This is a genomic window from Citrobacter sp. VF227, assembly GCF_052950715.1.
Genome location: NZ_JBRFVF010000012.1, coordinates 13284 through 30481, shown reverse-complemented (window position 1 = coordinate 30481; position 17198 = coordinate 13284). Strand labels below are relative to the sequence as shown.

Annotated in this window: 13 protein-coding genes; 12 read left to right on the top strand and 1 reads right to left on the bottom strand. The window is 55.0% G+C overall.

The window, feature by feature from the left end; translation table 11 throughout:
- The first annotated feature begins 11 nt into the window (after window positions 1-11).
- The 7 genes from iscA (at window position 12) to sseB (ending at window position 5533) form a co-directional block, all read left to right on the top strand.
- Window positions 12-335 carry an iron-sulfur cluster assembly protein IscA gene (iscA, locus tag ACU8YC_RS22490; protein WP_003037681.1) on the top strand — a complete coding sequence of 108 codons (324 nt, stop codon included), beginning with the start codon at window positions 12-14 and terminating at the stop codon, window positions 333-335.
- 75 nt (window positions 336-410) lie between these two features.
- Entirely contained in the window at window positions 411-926 is a 516-nt protein-coding gene (gene hscB / locus ACU8YC_RS22485; RefSeq protein ID WP_005120410.1) for a co-chaperone HscB, read from the top strand.
- A 15-nt stretch (window positions 927-941) separates the two neighbouring features.
- On the top strand, window positions 942-2792 hold the full coding sequence (gene hscA, locus ACU8YC_RS22480; RefSeq protein ID WP_151217659.1) for a Fe-S protein assembly chaperone HscA: 1851 nt from the start codon (window positions 942-944) through the stop codon (window positions 2790-2792).
- Window position 2793: 1 nt separating this feature from the next.
- Window positions 2794-3129 (top strand): ISC system 2Fe-2S type ferredoxin, encoded by a 336-nt coding sequence (gene fdx / locus ACU8YC_RS22475; RefSeq protein ID WP_003037690.1) that lies wholly within the window; start codon window positions 2794-2796, stop codon window positions 3127-3129.
- A gap of 11 nt (window positions 3130-3140) precedes the next feature.
- Window positions 3141-3341 carry a Fe-S cluster assembly protein IscX gene (iscX, locus tag ACU8YC_RS22470; protein WP_003037694.1) on the top strand — a complete coding sequence of 67 codons (201 nt, stop codon included), beginning with the start codon at window positions 3141-3143 and terminating at the stop codon, window positions 3339-3341.
- Between the two features lie 61 nt (window positions 3342-3402).
- The gene (gene pepB / locus ACU8YC_RS22465; RefSeq protein WP_446895761.1) at window positions 3403-4686 is read left to right on the top strand and encodes an aminopeptidase PepB; all 1284 of its coding nucleotides are present in this window, start codon (window positions 3403-3405) and stop codon (window positions 4684-4686) included.
- A gap of 70 nt (window positions 4687-4756) precedes the next feature.
- A complete protein-coding gene (gene sseB / locus ACU8YC_RS22460; RefSeq protein ID WP_151217657.1) occupies window positions 4757-5533 on the top strand; it encodes an enhanced serine sensitivity protein SseB in 777 nt (258 codons plus the stop codon).
- 43 nt (window positions 5534-5576) lie between these two features.
- On the opposite strand, the gene sseA is transcribed toward sseB, so the two are convergent.
- A complete protein-coding gene (sseA, locus tag ACU8YC_RS22455) occupies window positions 5577-6422 on the bottom strand; it encodes a 3-mercaptopyruvate sulfurtransferase (RefSeq protein ID WP_187258602.1) in 846 nt (281 codons plus the stop codon).
- A 206-nt stretch (window positions 6423-6628) separates the two neighbouring features.
- On the opposite strand from sseA, the gene ACU8YC_RS22450 reads away from it, so the two are divergent.
- The 5 genes from ACU8YC_RS22450 (at window position 6629) to rodZ (ending at window position 17186) form a co-directional block, all read left to right on the top strand.
- Complete coding sequence (locus ACU8YC_RS22450; protein ID WP_446895760.1) at window positions 6629-11560, top strand: alpha-2-macroglobulin family protein; 4932 nt, start codon at window positions 6629-6631, stop codon at window positions 11558-11560.
- The gene (pbpC, locus tag ACU8YC_RS22445) at window positions 11561-13873 is read left to right on the top strand and encodes a peptidoglycan glycosyltransferase PbpC (RefSeq protein ID WP_446895759.1); all 2313 of its coding nucleotides are present in this window, start codon (window positions 11561-11563) and stop codon (window positions 13871-13873) included.
- A gap of 137 nt (window positions 13874-14010) precedes the next feature.
- Window positions 14011-14442, top strand: a complete 432-nt coding sequence (ndk, locus tag ACU8YC_RS22440) for a nucleoside-diphosphate kinase (RefSeq protein ID WP_003037710.1) — start codon at window positions 14011-14013, stop codon at window positions 14440-14442.
- 290 nt (window positions 14443-14732) lie between these two features.
- Window positions 14733-15899: a bifunctional tRNA (adenosine(37)-C2)-methyltransferase TrmG/ribosomal RNA large subunit methyltransferase RlmN gene (locus tag ACU8YC_RS22435; protein ID WP_003037713.1), complete on the top strand. Its 1167-nt coding sequence runs from the start codon at window positions 14733-14735 to the stop codon at window positions 15897-15899.
- Window positions 15900-16184: 285 nt separating this feature from the next.
- On the top strand, window positions 16185-17186 hold the full coding sequence (rodZ, locus tag ACU8YC_RS22430) for a cytoskeleton protein RodZ (RefSeq protein WP_446895758.1): 1002 nt from the start codon (window positions 16185-16187) through the stop codon (window positions 17184-17186).
- Window positions 17187-17198 lie beyond the last annotated feature (12 nt).

The window sequence follows — 17198 nt, the reverse complement described above, 5'->3', positions numbered from 1 at the left end:
GAGGTTTTATTATGTCGATTACCTTAAGCGACAGTGCAGCAGCGCGTGTAAATACCTTCCTGGCAAACCGCGGTAAAGGGTTTGGTCTGCGTCTGGGCGTGAGAACCTCCGGCTGCTCAGGTATGGCCTATGTACTGGAATTTGTTGACGAGCCGGCGGCTGAAGATACCGTGTTTGAAGACAAAGGCGTTAAAGTTGTGGTCGACGGTAAGAGCCTGCAATTCCTCGACGGTACGCAGTTAGACTTCGTCAAAGAAGGTCTTAACGAAGGGTTTAAGTTTACTAACCCGAATGTGAAAGACGAATGTGGATGTGGCGAAAGCTTCCACGTATAACGTGCGTCACCCGAAAACCCCACCGTGGCTTTGCTACGTGTGGGGTTTGTTCTAACAGGCTACCCTGAGAATGTTATGGACTACTTCACCCTCTTTGGCTTACCGGCCCGTTATCAGCTCGATACTCAGGCGCTGAGCCTACGTTTTCAGGATCTACAACGTCAGTATCATCCTGATAAATTCGCCAGCGGTTCCCAGGCGGAACAACTTGCTGCGGTTTCGCAGTCCGCCACGATCAACCAGGCCTGGCAAACGCTGCGTCATCCTTTGATGCGCGCGGAATACTTACTGTCTTTACACGGCTTTGATATCCGTAGCGAGCAACACACGGTGCGCGACACCGCGTTCCTGATGGAACAGCTGGAGCTGCGCGAAGAGCTGGACGAAATTGAACAGGCAAAAGACAGTCAACGTCTGGATACGTTTATGCAACGCGTTAGCGAAATGTATAACGTACGCCATCAATTGATGGTGGAACAACTGGATAGCGAGACGTGGGACGCGGCGGCAGATACCGTGCGTAAACTGCGTTTTCTCGATAAACTGCGAAGCAGTGCAGAACAACTCGAAGAAAAACTGCTCGATTTTTAATTTCCGGAAGCGAAAATGGCCTTATTACAAATTAGTGAGCCTGGTCTGAGCGCCGCACCGCACCAGCGTCGTCTGGCGGTAGGTATCGATTTAGGCACCACCAACTCCCTGGTTGCGACCGTACGCAGCGGCCAGGCCGAAACGCTGGCAGACCATGAAGGTCGCCACCTGTTGCCGTCAGTGGTTCACTATCAGCAACAGGGCTACTCTGTCGGTTACGATGCCCGCGCCAATGCCGCGCTGGATACGGCAAACACCGTCAGTTCGGTAAAACGCATGATGGGCCGCTCTCTGACGGATATCCAGGCGCGTTACCCGCATTTACCTTATACCTTCCAGGCAAGCGAAAATGGCTTGCCGATGATTGAAACCGCTGCCGGTTTGCTTAATCCGGTGCGCGTCTCCGCTGACATTCTGAAAGCGCTGGCCGCGCGGGCAACCGAATCGCTGTCCGGAGAACTGGACGGCGTGGTGATCACCGTTCCGGCTTACTTTGACGATGCACAGCGTCAGGGGACCAAAGACGCCGCGCGTCTGGCGGGTCTGCACGTATTGCGTTTGCTGAACGAACCGACAGCTGCGGCGATCGCCTATGGCCTGGACTCAGGTCAGGAAGGCGTGATCGCCGTCTATGACCTTGGCGGCGGCACGTTTGATATTTCTATTCTGCGCCTGAGTCGCGGCGTGTTCGAAGTGCTGGCGACCGGCGGTGATTCCGCGCTCGGCGGCGACGACTTTGACCATCTGCTGGCAGATTACATTCGCGAGCAGGCGGGTGTTGCCGATCGCAGTGATAACCGCGTACAGCGCGAGCTGCTGGATGCCGCGATTGCCGCGAAAATCGCGCTTAGCGACGCCGATTCTGTGACGGTTAACGTGGCGGGATGGCAGGGTGAAATCACCCGTGAAACCTTTAATGAACTCATTTCCGCACTGGTTAAGCGTACGCTGTTGGCCTGCCGTCGCGCGCTGAAAGATGCGGGCGTTGAGCCGCAGGATGTGCTGGAAGTGGTGATGGTCGGTGGTTCAACACGCGTGCCGCTGGTGCGTGAACGCGTCGGTGAATTTTTTGGCCGTACGCCGCTGACCTCTATCGACCCGGACAAAGTGGTCGCTATTGGTGCGGCAATCCAGGCAGATATTCTGGTCGGAAATAAACCGGACAGCGAAATGCTGCTGCTGGACGTTATCCCGCTGTCGCTTGGTCTTGAAACCATGGGCGGTCTGGTGGAGAAAGTGATCCCACGTAACACCACGATTCCGGTGGCGCGCGCGCAGGATTTTACCACCTTTAAAGATGGCCAAACCGCGATGTCCATTCACGTGATGCAAGGCGAGCGTGAGCTGGTGCAGGACTGCCGTTCCCTGGCGCGTTTTGCGCTGCGCGGTATCCCGGCGTTGCCGGCGGGTGGCGCGCATATCCGCGTGACCTTCCAGGTGGACGCCGATGGCCTGCTCAGCGTCACCGCGATGGAAAAATCTACCGGCGTTGAGTCCTCAATTCAGGTTAAACCGTCCTACGGTCTGACCGACAGTGAAATCGCCTCCATGATTCAGGATTCGATGAGTTTTGCCGAGCAGGACGTTAAAGCGCGTATGCTGGCAGAACAGAAAGTCGAAGCGGCACGCGTGCTGGAGAGTTTATCCGGTGCGCTGAACGCTGATGCCGCGCTGTTAAGCGCCGCAGAACGTCAGGCTATCGACACCGCCGCCGCGCATTTGAGCGAGGTTGCACAGGGTGACGATGTTGACGCGATAGAACAAGCCATTAAAAACGTAGACAAACAAACCCAGGAATTCGCCGCTCGCCGCATGGACAAATCCGTCCGTAGCGCGCTGAAGGGCCATTCCGTGGACGAGGTTTAATATGCCAAAGATTGTTATTTTGCCTCATCAGGATCTCTGTCCCGATGGCGCAGTTCTGGAAGCTGAGACCGGCGAAACCATTCTTGACGTTGCCCTGCGTAACGGTATTGAGATTGAACACGCCTGTGAAAAATCCTGTGCCTGCACAACCTGCCACTGCATCGTACGTGAAGGTTTTGATTCTTTGCCGGAAAGCACAGAAGAAGAAGACGATATGCTGGATAAAGCCTGGGGACTGGAGCCGGAGAGCCGTTTAAGCTGTCAGGCGCGCGTCACCGAGGACGATTTAGTGGTCGAAATCCCACGTTACACAATCAATCATGCACGTGAGCATTAACAGAGGGTAGTATGGGACTGAAGTGGACCGATAGCCGTGAAATTGGCGAGGCGCTGTACGACGCGTTCCCCGATCTCGACCCTAAGACCGTTCGTTTCACCGATCTGCACCAGTGGATCTGTGACCTGGAAGAGTTCGATGATGATCCACAGGCATCGAACGAAAAAATCCTTGAGGCCATTTTGCTGGTCTGGCTGGACGAAGCCGAATAAGTCAACGGGCTGCCCACGGGTGGCCCGTTTTCCTGTATGCGCGAAAATAAGGATAAATAAAATGACAGAAGCCATGAAAATTACGCTTTCCACGCAACCCGCCGACGCCCGCTGGGGTGAAAAGGCGACATACAGCATTAATAATGACGGCATTACCCTGCACCTGAACGGAAAAGATGACCTCGGCCTTATCCAGCGCGCTGCCCGTAAAATTGACGGCCTGGGTATTAAACATGTCCAACTGGAAGGTGAAGGCTGGGATACCGAACGTAGCTGGGCGTTCTGGCAGGGCTACAAAGGACCAAAAGGCACCCGCAACGTTGAGTGGGCTGCTCTGGACGAGACACAGCGCAAAGAGCTGGATAACCGTCTGAAGATTATTGACTGGGTGCGCGATACCATTAACGCCCCGGCAGAAGAGCTGGGCCCGGAACAGCTGGCGCAACGCGCAGTAGACCTGCTGTGTTCTGTTGCCTGCGATAACATCTCTTATCGGATCACTAAAGGCGAAGATCTGCGCGAGCAGAACTACATGGGATTGCATACCGTAGGTCGTGGCTCCGAACGTCCTCCGGTGCTGCTGGCACTGGATTACAATCCAACTGGCGATAAAGAAGCTCCGGTTTATGCCTGTCTGGTTGGCAAGGGAATTACCTTTGACTCCGGCGGATACAGCATCAAGCAAAGCGCATTTATGGACTCGATGAAGTCTGATATGGGCGGCGCGGCAACGGTGACCGGCGCGCTGGCGTTCGCCATTACCCGTGGTCTGAACAAGCGCGTGAAGCTGTATCTGTGCTGCGCGGATAACCTGATCAGCGGTAACGCCTTTAAGCTCGGCGATATTATTCACTATCGCAACGGTAAAAAAGTTGAAGTGATGAATACTGATGCTGAAGGGCGTCTGGTGCTGGCCGATGGCCTGATCGACGCCAGCGCGCAAAAACCAGAATTGATCATTGATGCTGCCACGCTGACCGGTGCGGCAAAAACGGCACTGGGCAACGATTACCACGCGCTGTTTAGCTTTGATGATGAACTGGCTGCCCGTCTGCTGGCAAGTGCGGCGCAAGAAAACGAGCCGTTCTGGCGTCTGCCGTTGGCAGAGTTCCACCGTAGCCAGTTGCCGTCTAACTTTGCCGAGCTGAATAATACCGGCAGCGCGGCTTATCCGGCGGGTGCAAGCACTGCGGCGGGCTTCCTGTCCCATTTCGTGGAAAACTATCAGCAGGGCTGGCTGCACATCGACTGCTCTGCAACCTATCGCAAAGCACCGGTTGAGCAGTGGGCTGCGGGCGCAACCGGTTTAGGTGTGCGTACTATCGCGAATCTGTTGACCGCATAATTCATGATTGTATGGCCGGATGGCGCTACGCTTATCCGGCCTACATGTATTTACCCAATTTGTGATCCTTATGTCCGAAACGAAAAACGAATTAGAAATCCTGTTGGAGCAAGCGGCGACAGAGCCTGCGCATCGTCCGGCATTTTTCCGTACTTTACTGGAGTCTACCGTCTGGGTGCCAGGTACTGCCGCAGAAGGTGAGACGGTGGTTGAAGATAGTGCGCTCGACCTTCAGCACTGGGAAAAAGAAGATGGCACGACCGTGATCCCGTTCTTCACCTCTCTGGAAGCCTTGCAGCAGGCGGTTGAAGAGGAGCAGGCATTTGTTGTCATGCCAGTGCGCACGTTGTTTGAAATGACGCTTGGCGAAACGCTGTTTCTCAACGCGAAACTGCCGACCGGCAAAGAATTTATGCCGCGTGAAATAAGCCTGCTGATGGGAGATGAAGGGAATCCGCTCAGTACCCAGGAAGTACTGGAAGGCGGTGAATCGCTGATCCTCTCTGAAGTCGCTGAACCTCCGGCGCAGATGATTGACTCGCTGACCACGCTGTTTAAAACCATTAAACCGGTAAAACGGGCATTTCTCTGCTCAATCAAAGAAAGTCCGGATGCCCAACCCAACCTGTTGATTGGCATTGAAGCCGACGGTGATATTGAAGAGATCATTCATGTCGCGGGCAGCGTCGCGACTGATACGTTGCCAGGTGATGAACCGATTGATATCTGCCAGGTGGTCAAAGGTGAGAAGGGCGTGAGCCACTTTATCACTGAGCACATCGCACCGTTCTACGAACGCCGCTGGGGCGGTTTCCTGCGCGACTTTAAACAGAATCGGATTATCTAAATTGTAAGCCGGATAAGCGAAGCGCTATCCGGCATTTCCAGCTTTATAATACCGGTTCTACCGGTAAATCGTTGCGAGCACCCCACTCGCTCCATGCGCCGTCATACAACGCGACGTTGGACACACCCAGCGTGGCAAGTGCCAGCACCACTACGGCAGCCGTTACGCCTGAGCCACAGCTGGCGATAATTGGGCGGTCAAAGCTCACGCCGTGGCTGAAGAAGATAGCATCCAGCTCTTCGGTGGTTTTCAGTTCGCCGTCACGAACCAGTTCGGTCCACGGTACGTTAAGCGCTCCGGGCACATGACCACGCTTGAGGCCTGGTCGCGGCTCATCAACTTCGGCGTTAAAACGCGCTGCCGGGCGAGCATCGACAATCTGTGCGGTTTTTTCATGGCTGGCCAGCAGGACATCGGTCACCCGCACTACGGCCTCTGGCGTAAACGCAGCGTCAAACTCGCCTTCGGGCAAATCAACGTTCCCTTTCTGCAACGGTAACGCATCACGCTGCCAGCTCGCAAAACCGCCTGCTAAAATGGAGACATTTTCGACGCCAAACGTGCGCAGCATCCACCAGGCTCGCGGGGCAGAAAACAGATTGCCATCATCGTAGATGACCAGGTGTTTATCCTGATGTACACCCAGCTCGCGCATGGCTACGGCGAAAGCCTCCGGACGTGGCAGCATATGCGGCAACGCAGAAGTATGGTCGGAGAGCGCTTCGATATCAAAAAAGACCGCGCCAGGGATATGGCCGGCGCGATACTCCTCGCCAACATCGCGTTCTTCCTGTCCTGGAGGAGCCATCCGGGCATCAATAATTTGTATTTCCGGATCGTCAATGTGTTCGACAAGCCAGTCGGCAGCGACAAAGAAGGCGGTGGTCATAGGCATCTCCATTTTTACCAGGTTTCGGCAAATTGTCGGCTGTTTACCGTAAAGCGACAAGTAAAAGAGGCTGATTTGTCAGGTGGACCCACATTAATCACGAAAATTCAGACAACAACATCTCATTACTGACTTCCACCGCCTGAAATCTGACGCATAATAGTTGTTCTACGTAGCTAACGGGCCACTCAGGCCAGGGATGAAAAATGAAACAATTACACGTAGTGGCCTGTCTGCTGATGTTGGCGTTGGCGGGGTGCGATAATAACGATAAGCCGTCGATGGCGGCAAAAAATGATACGCCCGCCCCACAGACCACGTTGGCAAAAGATCCGGCGCAATTACATAAGCTGATGCAGCAAAGCCAGGGCAAGCCGCTGACGCTGCTGGATGCCTCAGAAGTCCAGTTGGATGGTGCGGCGACGCTGGTGCTGACTTTTTCTATTCCTCTCGATCCTGAACAAGATTTTTCTCGCGTACTACACGTGGTTGATAAAAAAAGCGGCAAAGTGGATGGAGCCTGGGAACTGGCGCCAAATTTGAAAGAGCTACGCTTACGCCATCTCGAACCTAATCGCGAACTGGTGGTGAGCATCGAGCGTGAGTTGCTGGCGCTGAATAAAGCAACGTTCGCTATCGACTATGAAAAAAACATTACCACCCGCGATGTCCAGCCAAGCGTAGGCTTCGCCAGTCGTGGCTCGCTGCTGCCAGGCAAAGTGATTGAAGGGCTGCCGGTGATGGCCCTTAACGTTAATAGCGTGGATGTGAACTTCTTTCGCGTTAAGCCTGAGTCGCTCGGTGCGTTTGTCAGCCAGTGGGAATACCGCAACTCGCTGTCTAACTGGGAGTCTGACAATCTGCTGAAGATGGCTGAATTGGTTTATACCGGGCGCTTTGACCTTAATCCTGCGCGTAACACCCGCGAGAAACTGCTGCTACCGCTTAGCGATATCAAACCGCTGCAGCAGGCGGGAGTTTACATTGCGGTTATGAATCAGGCTGGAAAATACAACTACAGCAATGCCGCTACGCTGTTTACGCTCAGTGATATTGGCGTGTCTGTGCACCGTTACCACACTCAACTGGATGTCTTTACGCAGAGTCTGGAAAATGGCGCTGCGCAGCAGGGTATTGAGGTCACGTTACTCAACGAAAAAGGGCAGACGCTGGCGCAGGCGACCAGCGATGCGCAAGGACATGTAAAGCTGGAGAATGATAAAGACGCTGCCTTATTGCTGGCTCGCAAAGACGGACAAACCACGCTGCTGGACCTGAAGCTCCCGGCGTTAGATCTGGCTGAGTTTGATATCGCTGGCGCGCCGGGATACAGCAAACAGTTCTTTATGTTTGGTCCTCGTGACCTCTATCGCCCCGGCGAAACGGTGATCCTCAACGGATTACTGCGTGACAGCGACGGCAAAACGTTACCCGACCAGCCGGTGAAGCTGGAAGTCGTGAAACCCGACGGACAGGTTTTACGCTCGGTAGTTAGCCAACCGGAAAACGGCTTGTACCGCTTTAGCTGGCCGCTGGACAGCAGCGCACCAACCGGCATGTGGCATATTCGTGCCAATACTGGTGACAACCAGTCACGGATGTGGGATTTCCATGTCGAAGATTTTATGCCGGAGCGGATGGCGCTTAACCTCACCGCCAGTAAGATGCCGGTGGCGCCAACTGATGAAGTGAAGTTCTCTGCGGTGGGCTATTACCTGTATGGCGCGCCCGCCAACGGCAATGCTCTGCAAGGACAGCTTTATCTGCGACCATTGCGGGATGCGGTGCAGGCATTGCCGGGGTTCCAGTTTGGGAATATCGCTGAAGAAAACCTTTCCCGTAGCCTCGATGAAGTTCAGCTCACGCTGGATGACCACGGACGCGGCGAAGTAATCACTAACAGCCAGTGGCAGGAGACGCATTCCCCGTTACAGGTCATTCTGCAAGCCAGCCTGCTGGAGTCAGGTGGTCGCCCGGTGACGCGTCGGGTTGAACAGGCCATCTGGCCTGCGGATACGCTGCCGGGTATTCGTCCGCAGTTTGCAGCGAAAGCCGTTTATGACTACCGCACCGATACCACCGTGAATCAGCCCATCGTTGATGAGGGCAGCAATGCCGCGTTTGATATTGTGTATGCCAACGCACAAGGCGAGAAAAAAGCGGTATCCGGTTTGCAGGTGCGCTTGATCCGTGAACGTCGTGATTATTACTGGAACTGGTCTGAAGGCGAGGGGTGGCAATCACAGTTCGATCAAAAAGATCTGATTGAGGGGGAGCAGACCCTGGATCTTAAGGCCGATGAAACCGGTAAAGTCAGCTTCCCGGTTGAGTGGGGTGCTTACCGTCTGGAAGTGAAAGCTCCGAATGATGCGGTGAGCAGCGTGCGCTTCTGGGCCGGTTATAGCTGGCAGGATAACAGCGACGGCAGCGGGTCAGTGCGTCCTGATCGTGTGACCCTGAAACTGGATAAACCCAGTTATCGTCCCGGTGATACCATGAAGCTGCACATTGCCGCACCCGCCGCCGGCAAAGGTTATGCGATGGTGGAGTCCAGCGAAGGCCCGCTATGGTGGCAAGAGATAAACGTGCCGGCAGAGGGGCTTGATATCTCCATTCCGGTCGATAAAACCTGGAACCGCCACGATTTGTATCTCAGCGCACTGGTGGTTCGTCCGGGCGATAAGTCTCGCTCGGCAACGCCCAAAAGGGCTGTCGGCCTTCTGCATTTACCGTTAGGTGATGAAAACCGTCGTTTGGGGCTGGCGCTGGAAAGCCCGGCGAAAATACGGCCAAATCAGCCGTTGACCGTCAAGATTAAAGCCAGCGTTAAAAATGGCGACGTGCCTAAACAGGTTAACGTACTGGTCTCTGCCGTTGACAGCGGGGTATTGAACATTACCGATTACGCCACGCCGGATCCGTGGCAGGCGTTTTTCGGGCAAAAACGCTATGGCGCGGATATTTATGATATTTACGGCCAGGTGATAGAAGGGCAAGGGCGTTTGGCGGCGCTGCGCTTTGGTGGTGATGGCGATGAGTTAAAACGCGGCGGCAAACCTCCAGTCAATCACGTTAATATTGTGGCGCAACAGGCATTGCCAGTCATGCTTAACGACCAGGGCGAAGGTACGGTGACATTACCGATTGGTGATTTCAACGGCGAGTTGCGGGTTATGGCGCAAGGCTGGACGGCGGATGATTTTGGCAGCAGTGAAAGCAAAGTGATTGTCGCCGCGCCGGTGATTGCTGAACTGAACATGCCGCGCTTTCTGGCAGGGGGGGATACGTCGCGCCTGACGATGGACGTGACCAACCTGACTGACAAACCACAAACGCTGGACATTAAGCTCGTGGCCAGCGGTTTACTGGAGCTGATGGGGCAAGATCCCGCGCCGGTAAATCTGGCACCGGGCGTACGGACAACATTGTTTGTTCCGGTACGTGCACGAGAGGGTTTTGGCGATGGCGAAATTCAGGCGCAGATTAGCGGTCTGACGTTACCGGGCGAAACGCTGCCTGTTCAGCATAAGCAGTGGAAGATTGGCGTGCGTCCGGCGTTCCCGGCGCAAACCATCAACAACGGTGTCGCACTTCAGCCGGGTGCAACCTGGCAGCTTCCGGGCGAAGAACTGATGAGCTTCTCTCCAGCGACGATGCAGGGACAACTGCTGTTCAGCGGTAAACCGCCGTTGAATCTGGCGCGCTACATCCGTGAACTGAAAGCTTATCCTTACGGTTGCCTCGAGCAAACGGCGAGCGGGTTATTCCCGTCTTTATACACCAACGCCGCGCAGATGAAGGCATTAGGTATCGCGGGCGACAGCGATGAAAAACGCCGCGCGGCAATAGAGATTGGTATCTCTCGTTTACTGCAAATGCAACGTGATAACGGCGGTTTCGCACTGTGGGAAAAGAACGGGTCGGAAGAGTACTGGTTGACCGCGTATGTGATGGATTTTCTCGTTCGGGCGAATGAACAAGGCTATAGCGTTCCGACAGAGGTCATTAACCGGGGCAATGAACGATTGCTGCGCTACTTGCAGGATCCGGGCATGATGTCGATTCGTTATACTGACGACGCTTCAGCGAGCCGGTTTGCCGTCCAGGCCTACTCCGCGCTGGTACTGGCTCGTCAGCAGAAAGCCCCGCTAGGTGCGCTGCGTGAAATCTGGGAGCGTCGTACGCAGGCGGCTTCGGGTTTACCGTTGTTACAATTGGGGATTGCGCTGAAAAACATGGGCGATGCTAACCGCAGTGAACAGGCGCTGACGCTGGCGTTGAATACACCACGCCGCGATGCGCATCAGTGGATGGCGGATTACGGCAGTCAACTTCGCGACAACGCACTGATGCTGGCATTGCTGGAAGAAAACAAACTTAAACCAGAGGTGCAGAATACGTTGCTGAACACCTTGTCAGAACAGGCCTTTGGGCAGCGTTGGCTCTCTACTCAGGAAAATAATGCGCTGTTCCTTGCCGCACATACGTTGCAGGACTTGCCTGGCTCATGGCAGGCGCAAACGTCATTCTCTGAACAACCGTTAGCCGCAGAGAAATCACAGACGCGTAATCTGGATGCCGACGCGCTGTCTACGCTGAGCGTGACCAATACAGGTAGCCTGCCGCTGTGGCTGCGTTTGGATGTGAGTGGTTACCCGCAAACCTCGCCGACGCCTGCCAGTAATGTGCTGCACATTGAGCGTCAGATCCTGGGACTCGACGGGAACAGCAAATCGCTGGATTCTCTGCGCAGCGGCGAGCTGGTGCTGGTCTGGCTGGAGGTGAAAGCCAGTCAGAACGTACCGGATGCGCTGGTGGTCGACTTACTGCCTGCGGGCCTGGAACTTGAAAACCAGAATCTGGCCAACGGCAGCGCCAGCCTGCAGGATAGCGGCAGCGAAGTGGCGAATCTGCTCAATCAGATGCAGCAGGCGGATATCCAGCATGTTGAGTTCCGTGATGATCGCTTTGTCGCCGCGGTGGCGGTTAACGAAGGACAACCGGTTACGCTGGTGTATCTGGCGAGGGCGGTAACGCCGGGGACCTACCAGGTTCCTGTCCCGCAGGTGGAATCAATGTATGTTCCGCAGTGGCGCGCGACCGGTGCGACAGAGGGACTTTTGATTGTCAGACCGTAAATGATGCGCGTGTTGGGTAAGCGCGGCTGCTGGCACTGGCTGGTAGCCGCTACGCTATTGTTTGTGGTGGCGGTTTGGGCAGCAGATAAAATCTGGCCGCTGCCGCTTCACGAAGTCGATCCGGCGCGTGTCGTGGTGGCCTATGATGGTACGCCGCTCTGGCGCTTCGCCGATGCAGACGGCATCTGGCGTTATCCGGTGACAATTGATGAAGTGTCACCCCGGTATCTCGAGGCGTTAATCAACTACGAAGACCGCTGGTTCTGGAAACATCCTGGCGTTAATCCTTTTTCAGTGCTGCGCGCGGCATGGCAGGACCTCTCCTCAGGGCGTGTGATTTCTGGCGGCAGCACGCTCACCATGCAGGTTGCACGATTGCTCGATCCCCATCCCCGCACCTTCGGCGGCAAGTTCCGCCAACTCTGGCGCGCATTGCAACTGGAATGGCATCTCTCCAAGCGCGACATCCTGACGCTGTATCTCAACCGTGCGCCGTTTGGCGGTACGCTACAGGGCGTGGGTGCGGCAAGCTGGGCCTATCTGGGGAAATCGCCTGCACAATTGAGTTATTCCGATGCCGCGCTGCTGGCCGTCCTGCCGCAGGCACCGAGCCGCCTACGACCGGATCGTTGGCCGGACCGTGCTGAAGTGGCGCGCAATAAAGTGCTGGAACGCATGGCAACGCAGGGCATTTGGTCAGTCAGGCAGGTGCAGGAATCACGCGAAGAACCGGTTTGGCTGGCGCCCAGACAAATGCCGCAGTTAGCGCCGTTATTCTCGCGCATGATGCTGGGAAAAAGCCGAAGCGATAAAATCGTGACTACCCTTGATGCCGGATTACAGCGCCAACTGGAAGAACTGGCGCAAAACTGGAAAGGACGCTTACCTGCGCGCAGTTCGCTGGCGATGATCGTGGTCGATCACACCGATATGAGCGTGCGTGGCTGGGTGGGGTCGGTAGATATGAATGACGACTCCCGTTTTGGTCATGTGGATATGGTGAATGCGATCCGTTCGCCGGGCTCGGTGCTAAAGCCGTTTGTTTATGGTCTGGCGCTGGATGACGGACTCATTCATCCGGCTTCGTTGTTGCAGGATGTCCCGCGGCGAACCGGGGATTATCGACCAGGAAATTTTGACAGTGGTTTTCATGGCCCGGTGAGTATGAGTGAAGCGTTGGTGCGCTCGCTGAATTTACCCGCTGTGCAGGTACTCGAAGCCTATGGCCCGAAGCGTTTTGCCGCATCCTTACGTAACGTTGGCTTATCGCTGTATCTACCCGCCGGGGCCGCACCGAATCTGTCGCTGATTTTGGGCGGTGCGGGAGCAAAGCTTGAGGATATGGCAGCGGCTTACAGCGCCTTTGCCCGCCAGGGGAAAGCGGGAAAACTGCGCCTACAGCCAGACGATCCGCTGCTGGAGCGTCCGCTGATGTCGGCGGGCGCGGCGTGGATTATTCGCCGCATTATGGCCGATGAAGGGCAGCCGTTGCCGGATAACGCGCTGAGCCGGGTGGTCCCTCTGGCGTGGAAAACGGGCACCAGCTATGGCTATCGCGACGCATGGGCGATTGGCGTTAACGCCCGTTATGTGATTGGAATCTGGACCGGCAGGCCCGACGGTACGCCGGTAGTGGGTCAGTTTGGTTTCGCCAGTGCCGTGCCGTTGCTCAATCAGGTCAACAATCTTTTGCTCTCTCGCGGGACAAATCAGCCGGAAGATCCACGCCCTGAATCCGTGAGTCGCGGTGTGGTGTGCTGGCCGGGCGGGCAATCTCTTGCCCCCGGTGACAGCAACTGCCGACGCCGTCTGTCTACCTGGCTACTGGACGATAGCCAGCCGCCAACGTTGTTATTGCCCGAACAGGAAGGAGTGAGTGGCATTCGTTTCCCTGTCTGGCTGGACGATGAAGGTCAACGTGTGGCGGCGGATTGCCCGCAGGCGCACGAGCAAACGCTAATCGTCTGGCCTTTGCCACTGGAGCCGTGGTTACCGGAGTCAGATCGACGTGGGGCAAGGCTACCGCCGGTCTCAGCCACGTGTCCGCCACTGGGACAGGATGTTTCACTGCCGCTGCAGTTGACAGGCGTTCGCGATGGCGCGATTGTAAGGCGTTTACCCGGTTCTGCGCAGGCCTCATTGCCGGTACAAACCAGCGGCGGGACAGGCGAACGTTGGTGGTTTCTTAACGGTGAACGGCTGGATGAACGAGGACGTCGCCTGACGCTACGGTTGGCGAACAAAGGGGATTATCAATTGCTGGTGATGGATGATGCCGGACAGGTGGCGACGGTGAGATTTTCATTGCAGTAGACCAATTGGTTACTGTTTGTTGCTAAAATTCATCTTATTTTAAAGAAATGTTATCTTCGTCAATAGTCAATTGCCAGGATGCTCTTTATAATCCGCGCCAGGTAAACCACAACAAAACATCTTTTTCAGAGGTAATCATGGCTATTGAACGTACTTTTTCCATCATCAAACCAAACGCGGTGGCAAAAAACGTTATTGGGAGCATCTTTGCGCGCTTTGAAGCTGCAGGGTTCAAAATTGTCGGTACTAAAATGCTGCACCTGACCGTTGAGCAGGCGCGCGGCTTCTACGCCGAGCATGATGGCAAGCCGTTTTTTGACGGTCTGGTTGAGTTCATGACCTCTGGTCCGATCGTTGTTTCTGTTCTGGAAAGCGAAAATGCCGTACAGCGCCACCGCGATCTGCTGGGCGCAACCAACCCGGCAAATGCGCTGGCAGGCACTCTGCGCGCAGATTACGCTGACAGCTTTACTGAGAACGGTACCCACGGTTCCGATTCCGTTGAGTCAGCGGCGCGCGAAATCGCCTATTTCTTTGGGGAAGGCGAGGTTTGCCCTCGTACTCGCTAATCTCCCGCGTCTTTCACGTCGCAGATGCGTTGGCTGCGTTCGTTTACTCCGGTCACATAGTTTTCTATGCTCCCGGGGATGCTCGAACTTGCCGCCTTCCTGCGACGCGAAATCCTTTGGAGATGAATTAGCGATTTACATATTATTTTCGCTAATGCTTCGTGCAAACGTGGCATCCCTGCGCCAGACTTTGTACAATGCAACGCCCCGGAAGAGCAGATCGCTTGCCGGGGCGTTTCTTTTTAACCCTCCACGGGCCACAACGTGTAACAACGAGGCCGGAAAAAATTATGTCTGAATTAGTTAACACCTCTGAAGTCGTCATTCCTGCGGTTCCAAATAAAAATGGAAAAATTAACCTGCTGGATCTGAACCGTCAGCAAATGCGCGAATTCTTCAAAGAAATGGGCGAAAAACCGTTTCGTGCCGATCAGGTCATGAAGTGGATGTATCACTATTGCAGCGACAACTTTGATGACATGACTGACATCAATAAAGTGCTGCGTAACAAGCTGAAAGAAGTGGCTGAAATTCGCGCCCCGGAAGTGGTGGAAGAGCAGCGTTCCTCTGACGGTACGATCAAATGGGCCATTGCGGTTGGCGATCAACGCGTAGAAACCGTGTATATCCCGGAAGACGATCGCGCTACCCTGTGTGTTTCTTCACAAGTCGGTTGTGCATTAGAGTGTAAATTCTGCTCTACAGCGCAACAGGGCTTTAACCGTAACCTGCGGGTGTCGGAAATCATTGGTCAGGTCTGGCGTGCGGCGAAAATCGTCGGCGCGGTGAAAGCAACGGGCGTGCGTCCTATCACCAACGTGGTGATGATGGGGATGGGCGAGCCTCTGCTCAACCTGACCAACGTGGTGCCAGCGATGGAAATCATGCTGGACGACTTTGGTTTCGGGCTGTCCAAGCGTCGCGTTACGCTCTCCACCTCGGGCGTTGTGCCTGCGCTGGATAAGCTGGGCGATATGATCGACGTCGCGCTGGCGATTTCTCTGCATGCGCCGAACGATGAAATTCGTGACGAAATTGTGCCTATCAACAAAAAGTACAATATCGAAACGTTCCTTGGCGCCGTCCGTCGTTATCTGGAGAAATCCAACGCTAACCAGGGTCGTGTAACCATTGAATATGTGATGTTGGATCACATCAATGATGGCACGGAACACGCGCATCAGTTGGCCGAGCTGCTGAAAGATACGCCGTGTAAGATCAACCTGATCCCGTGGAACCCGTTCCCGGGCGCGCCGTATGGTCGTAGCTCTAACAGCCGTATCGATCGTTTCTCCAAAGTGTTGATGAGCTATGGTTTCACCACCATCGTGCGTAAAACACGTGGCGATGACATTGATGCAGCCTGCGGTCAGCTGGCGGGCGACGTTATCGACCGTACCAAGCGTACTCTGCGTAAGCGTATGCAGGGCGACGCTATCGACATCAAGACTGTTTGATGTTGAGTGCACTACGGTATAATTCATGTACCGTAGTGCAACGTAAGCCAGATGAGGTTCCTTGTTGTTGTCGTCAGGTCAATAATAACGGTGCGTTTTTGTCGACTTTAAGGCAGTATGTAACGGCGCAACAAGCGTTTAACCCTCAGGTTTACGCTGTTTTGTCATTGATGGTCTGACGGTTTTATACTGTCTGACGAAGGTTAACTGACCAGATGTTTCGCGGTGTGGGTGAGCATTATGGCTCGCCGGCATCAGAACCCAAATATTACGCAGCTGTAGCGAATGAATACTGAAGCCACGCACGACAAAAATGAAGCACTCTCCACCGGCGTTCGTCTGCGCAATGCCCGTGAACAACTCGGATTCAGCCAGCAGGCAGTCGCGGAGCGACTTTGCCTGAAGGTCTCCACGGTACGCGATATTGAAGAAGATAAGGCGCCAGCCGATCTCGCTTCAACATTCCTGCGCGGGTATATCCGTTCTTATGCGCGTCTGGTGCATATTCCTGAAGAAGAACTGTTGCCAGGGCTGGAAAAACAGGCTCCGATTCGTCCTGCTAAAGTCGCGCCGATGCAGAGCTTTTCGCTCGGTAAGCGTCGTAAGAAACGCGACGGCTGGTTAATGACCTTTACCTGGCTGGTACTGTTTGTCGTTGTCGGACTGACAGGTGCCTGGTGGTGGCAGAACCATAAAGCGCAGCAGGAAGAGATCACCACCATGGTCGATCAATCCTCCGCTGAGTTGAATGCCGGTAAAGAGGGTGCGCAGAATGTACCGTTAGATACCAGCGCTGCGGCAAGCCAGGATACCACGTCGGTAGCTGAAAATGGCGCGGTAACGGATGCGGCGCCAGCGCAACAAGATGCCGCAGCGACTCAGGCTCCGGCTGCTGATGCGCAACAGAACGCCGTTGTAGCACCTTCTCAGGCTAACGTTGATACCGCAATCACAGCGCCAACCGCTCCGGCCGCCGCAGCACCGTTGCCGACTGACCAGGCGGGCGTTACAACACCGGCTGGCGATCCTAACGCGCTGGTAATGAACTTTACCGCCGACTGCTGGCTGGAAGTCACCGATGCGACCGGTAAGAAACTGTTCAGCGGGATGCAGCGTAAAGATGGCAATCTGAATCTGACCGGTCAGGCGCCGTACAAACTGAAAATTGGCGCTCCGGCGGCAGTGCAGATTCAGTTCCAGGGTAAACCTGTCGACCTGAGTCGTTTTATCAGAACTAACCAGGTTGCGCGTCTGACCGTTAATGCCGAACAATCACCGGCTCAGTAACAGACGGCAATG

What these genes read in the sequence shown, in the direction of transcription:
- ACU8YC_RS22435 (WP_003037713.1), top strand. Translation starts at nt 14,733, where the DNA reads ATGTCTGAATTAGTTAACACCTCTGAAGTCGTCATTCCTGCGGTTCCA.
- sseB (WP_151217657.1), top strand. Translation starts at nt 4,757, where the DNA reads ATGTCCGAAACGAAAAACGAATTAGAAATCCTGTTGGAGCAAGCGGCG.
- rodZ (WP_446895758.1), top strand. Translation starts at nt 16,185, where the DNA reads ATGAATACTGAAGCCACGCACGACAAAAATGAAGCACTCTCCACCGGC.
- iscX (WP_003037694.1), top strand. Translation starts at nt 3,141, where the DNA reads ATGGGACTGAAGTGGACCGATAGCCGTGAAATTGGCGAGGCGCTGTAC.
- iscA (WP_003037681.1), top strand. Translation starts at nt 12, where the DNA reads ATGTCGATTACCTTAAGCGACAGTGCAGCAGCGCGTGTAAATACCTTC.
- ndk (WP_003037710.1), top strand. Translation starts at nt 14,011, where the DNA reads ATGGCTATTGAACGTACTTTTTCCATCATCAAACCAAACGCGGTGGCA.
- hscA (WP_151217659.1), top strand. Translation starts at nt 942, where the DNA reads ATGGCCTTATTACAAATTAGTGAGCCTGGTCTGAGCGCCGCACCGCAC.
- hscB (WP_005120410.1), top strand. Translation starts at nt 411, where the DNA reads ATGGACTACTTCACCCTCTTTGGCTTACCGGCCCGTTATCAGCTCGAT.
- pbpC (WP_446895759.1), top strand. Translation starts at nt 11,561, where the DNA reads ATGATGCGCGTGTTGGGTAAGCGCGGCTGCTGGCACTGGCTGGTAGCC.
- ACU8YC_RS22450 (WP_446895760.1), top strand. Translation starts at nt 6,629, where the DNA reads ATGAAACAATTACACGTAGTGGCCTGTCTGCTGATGTTGGCGTTGGCG.
- fdx (WP_003037690.1), top strand. Translation starts at nt 2,794, where the DNA reads ATGCCAAAGATTGTTATTTTGCCTCATCAGGATCTCTGTCCCGATGGC.
- pepB (WP_446895761.1), top strand. Translation starts at nt 3,403, where the DNA reads ATGACAGAAGCCATGAAAATTACGCTTTCCACGCAACCCGCCGACGCC.
- sseA (WP_187258602.1), bottom strand. Translation starts at nt 6,422, where the DNA reads ATGACCACCGCCTTCTTTGTCGCTGCCGACTGGCTTGTCGAACACATT.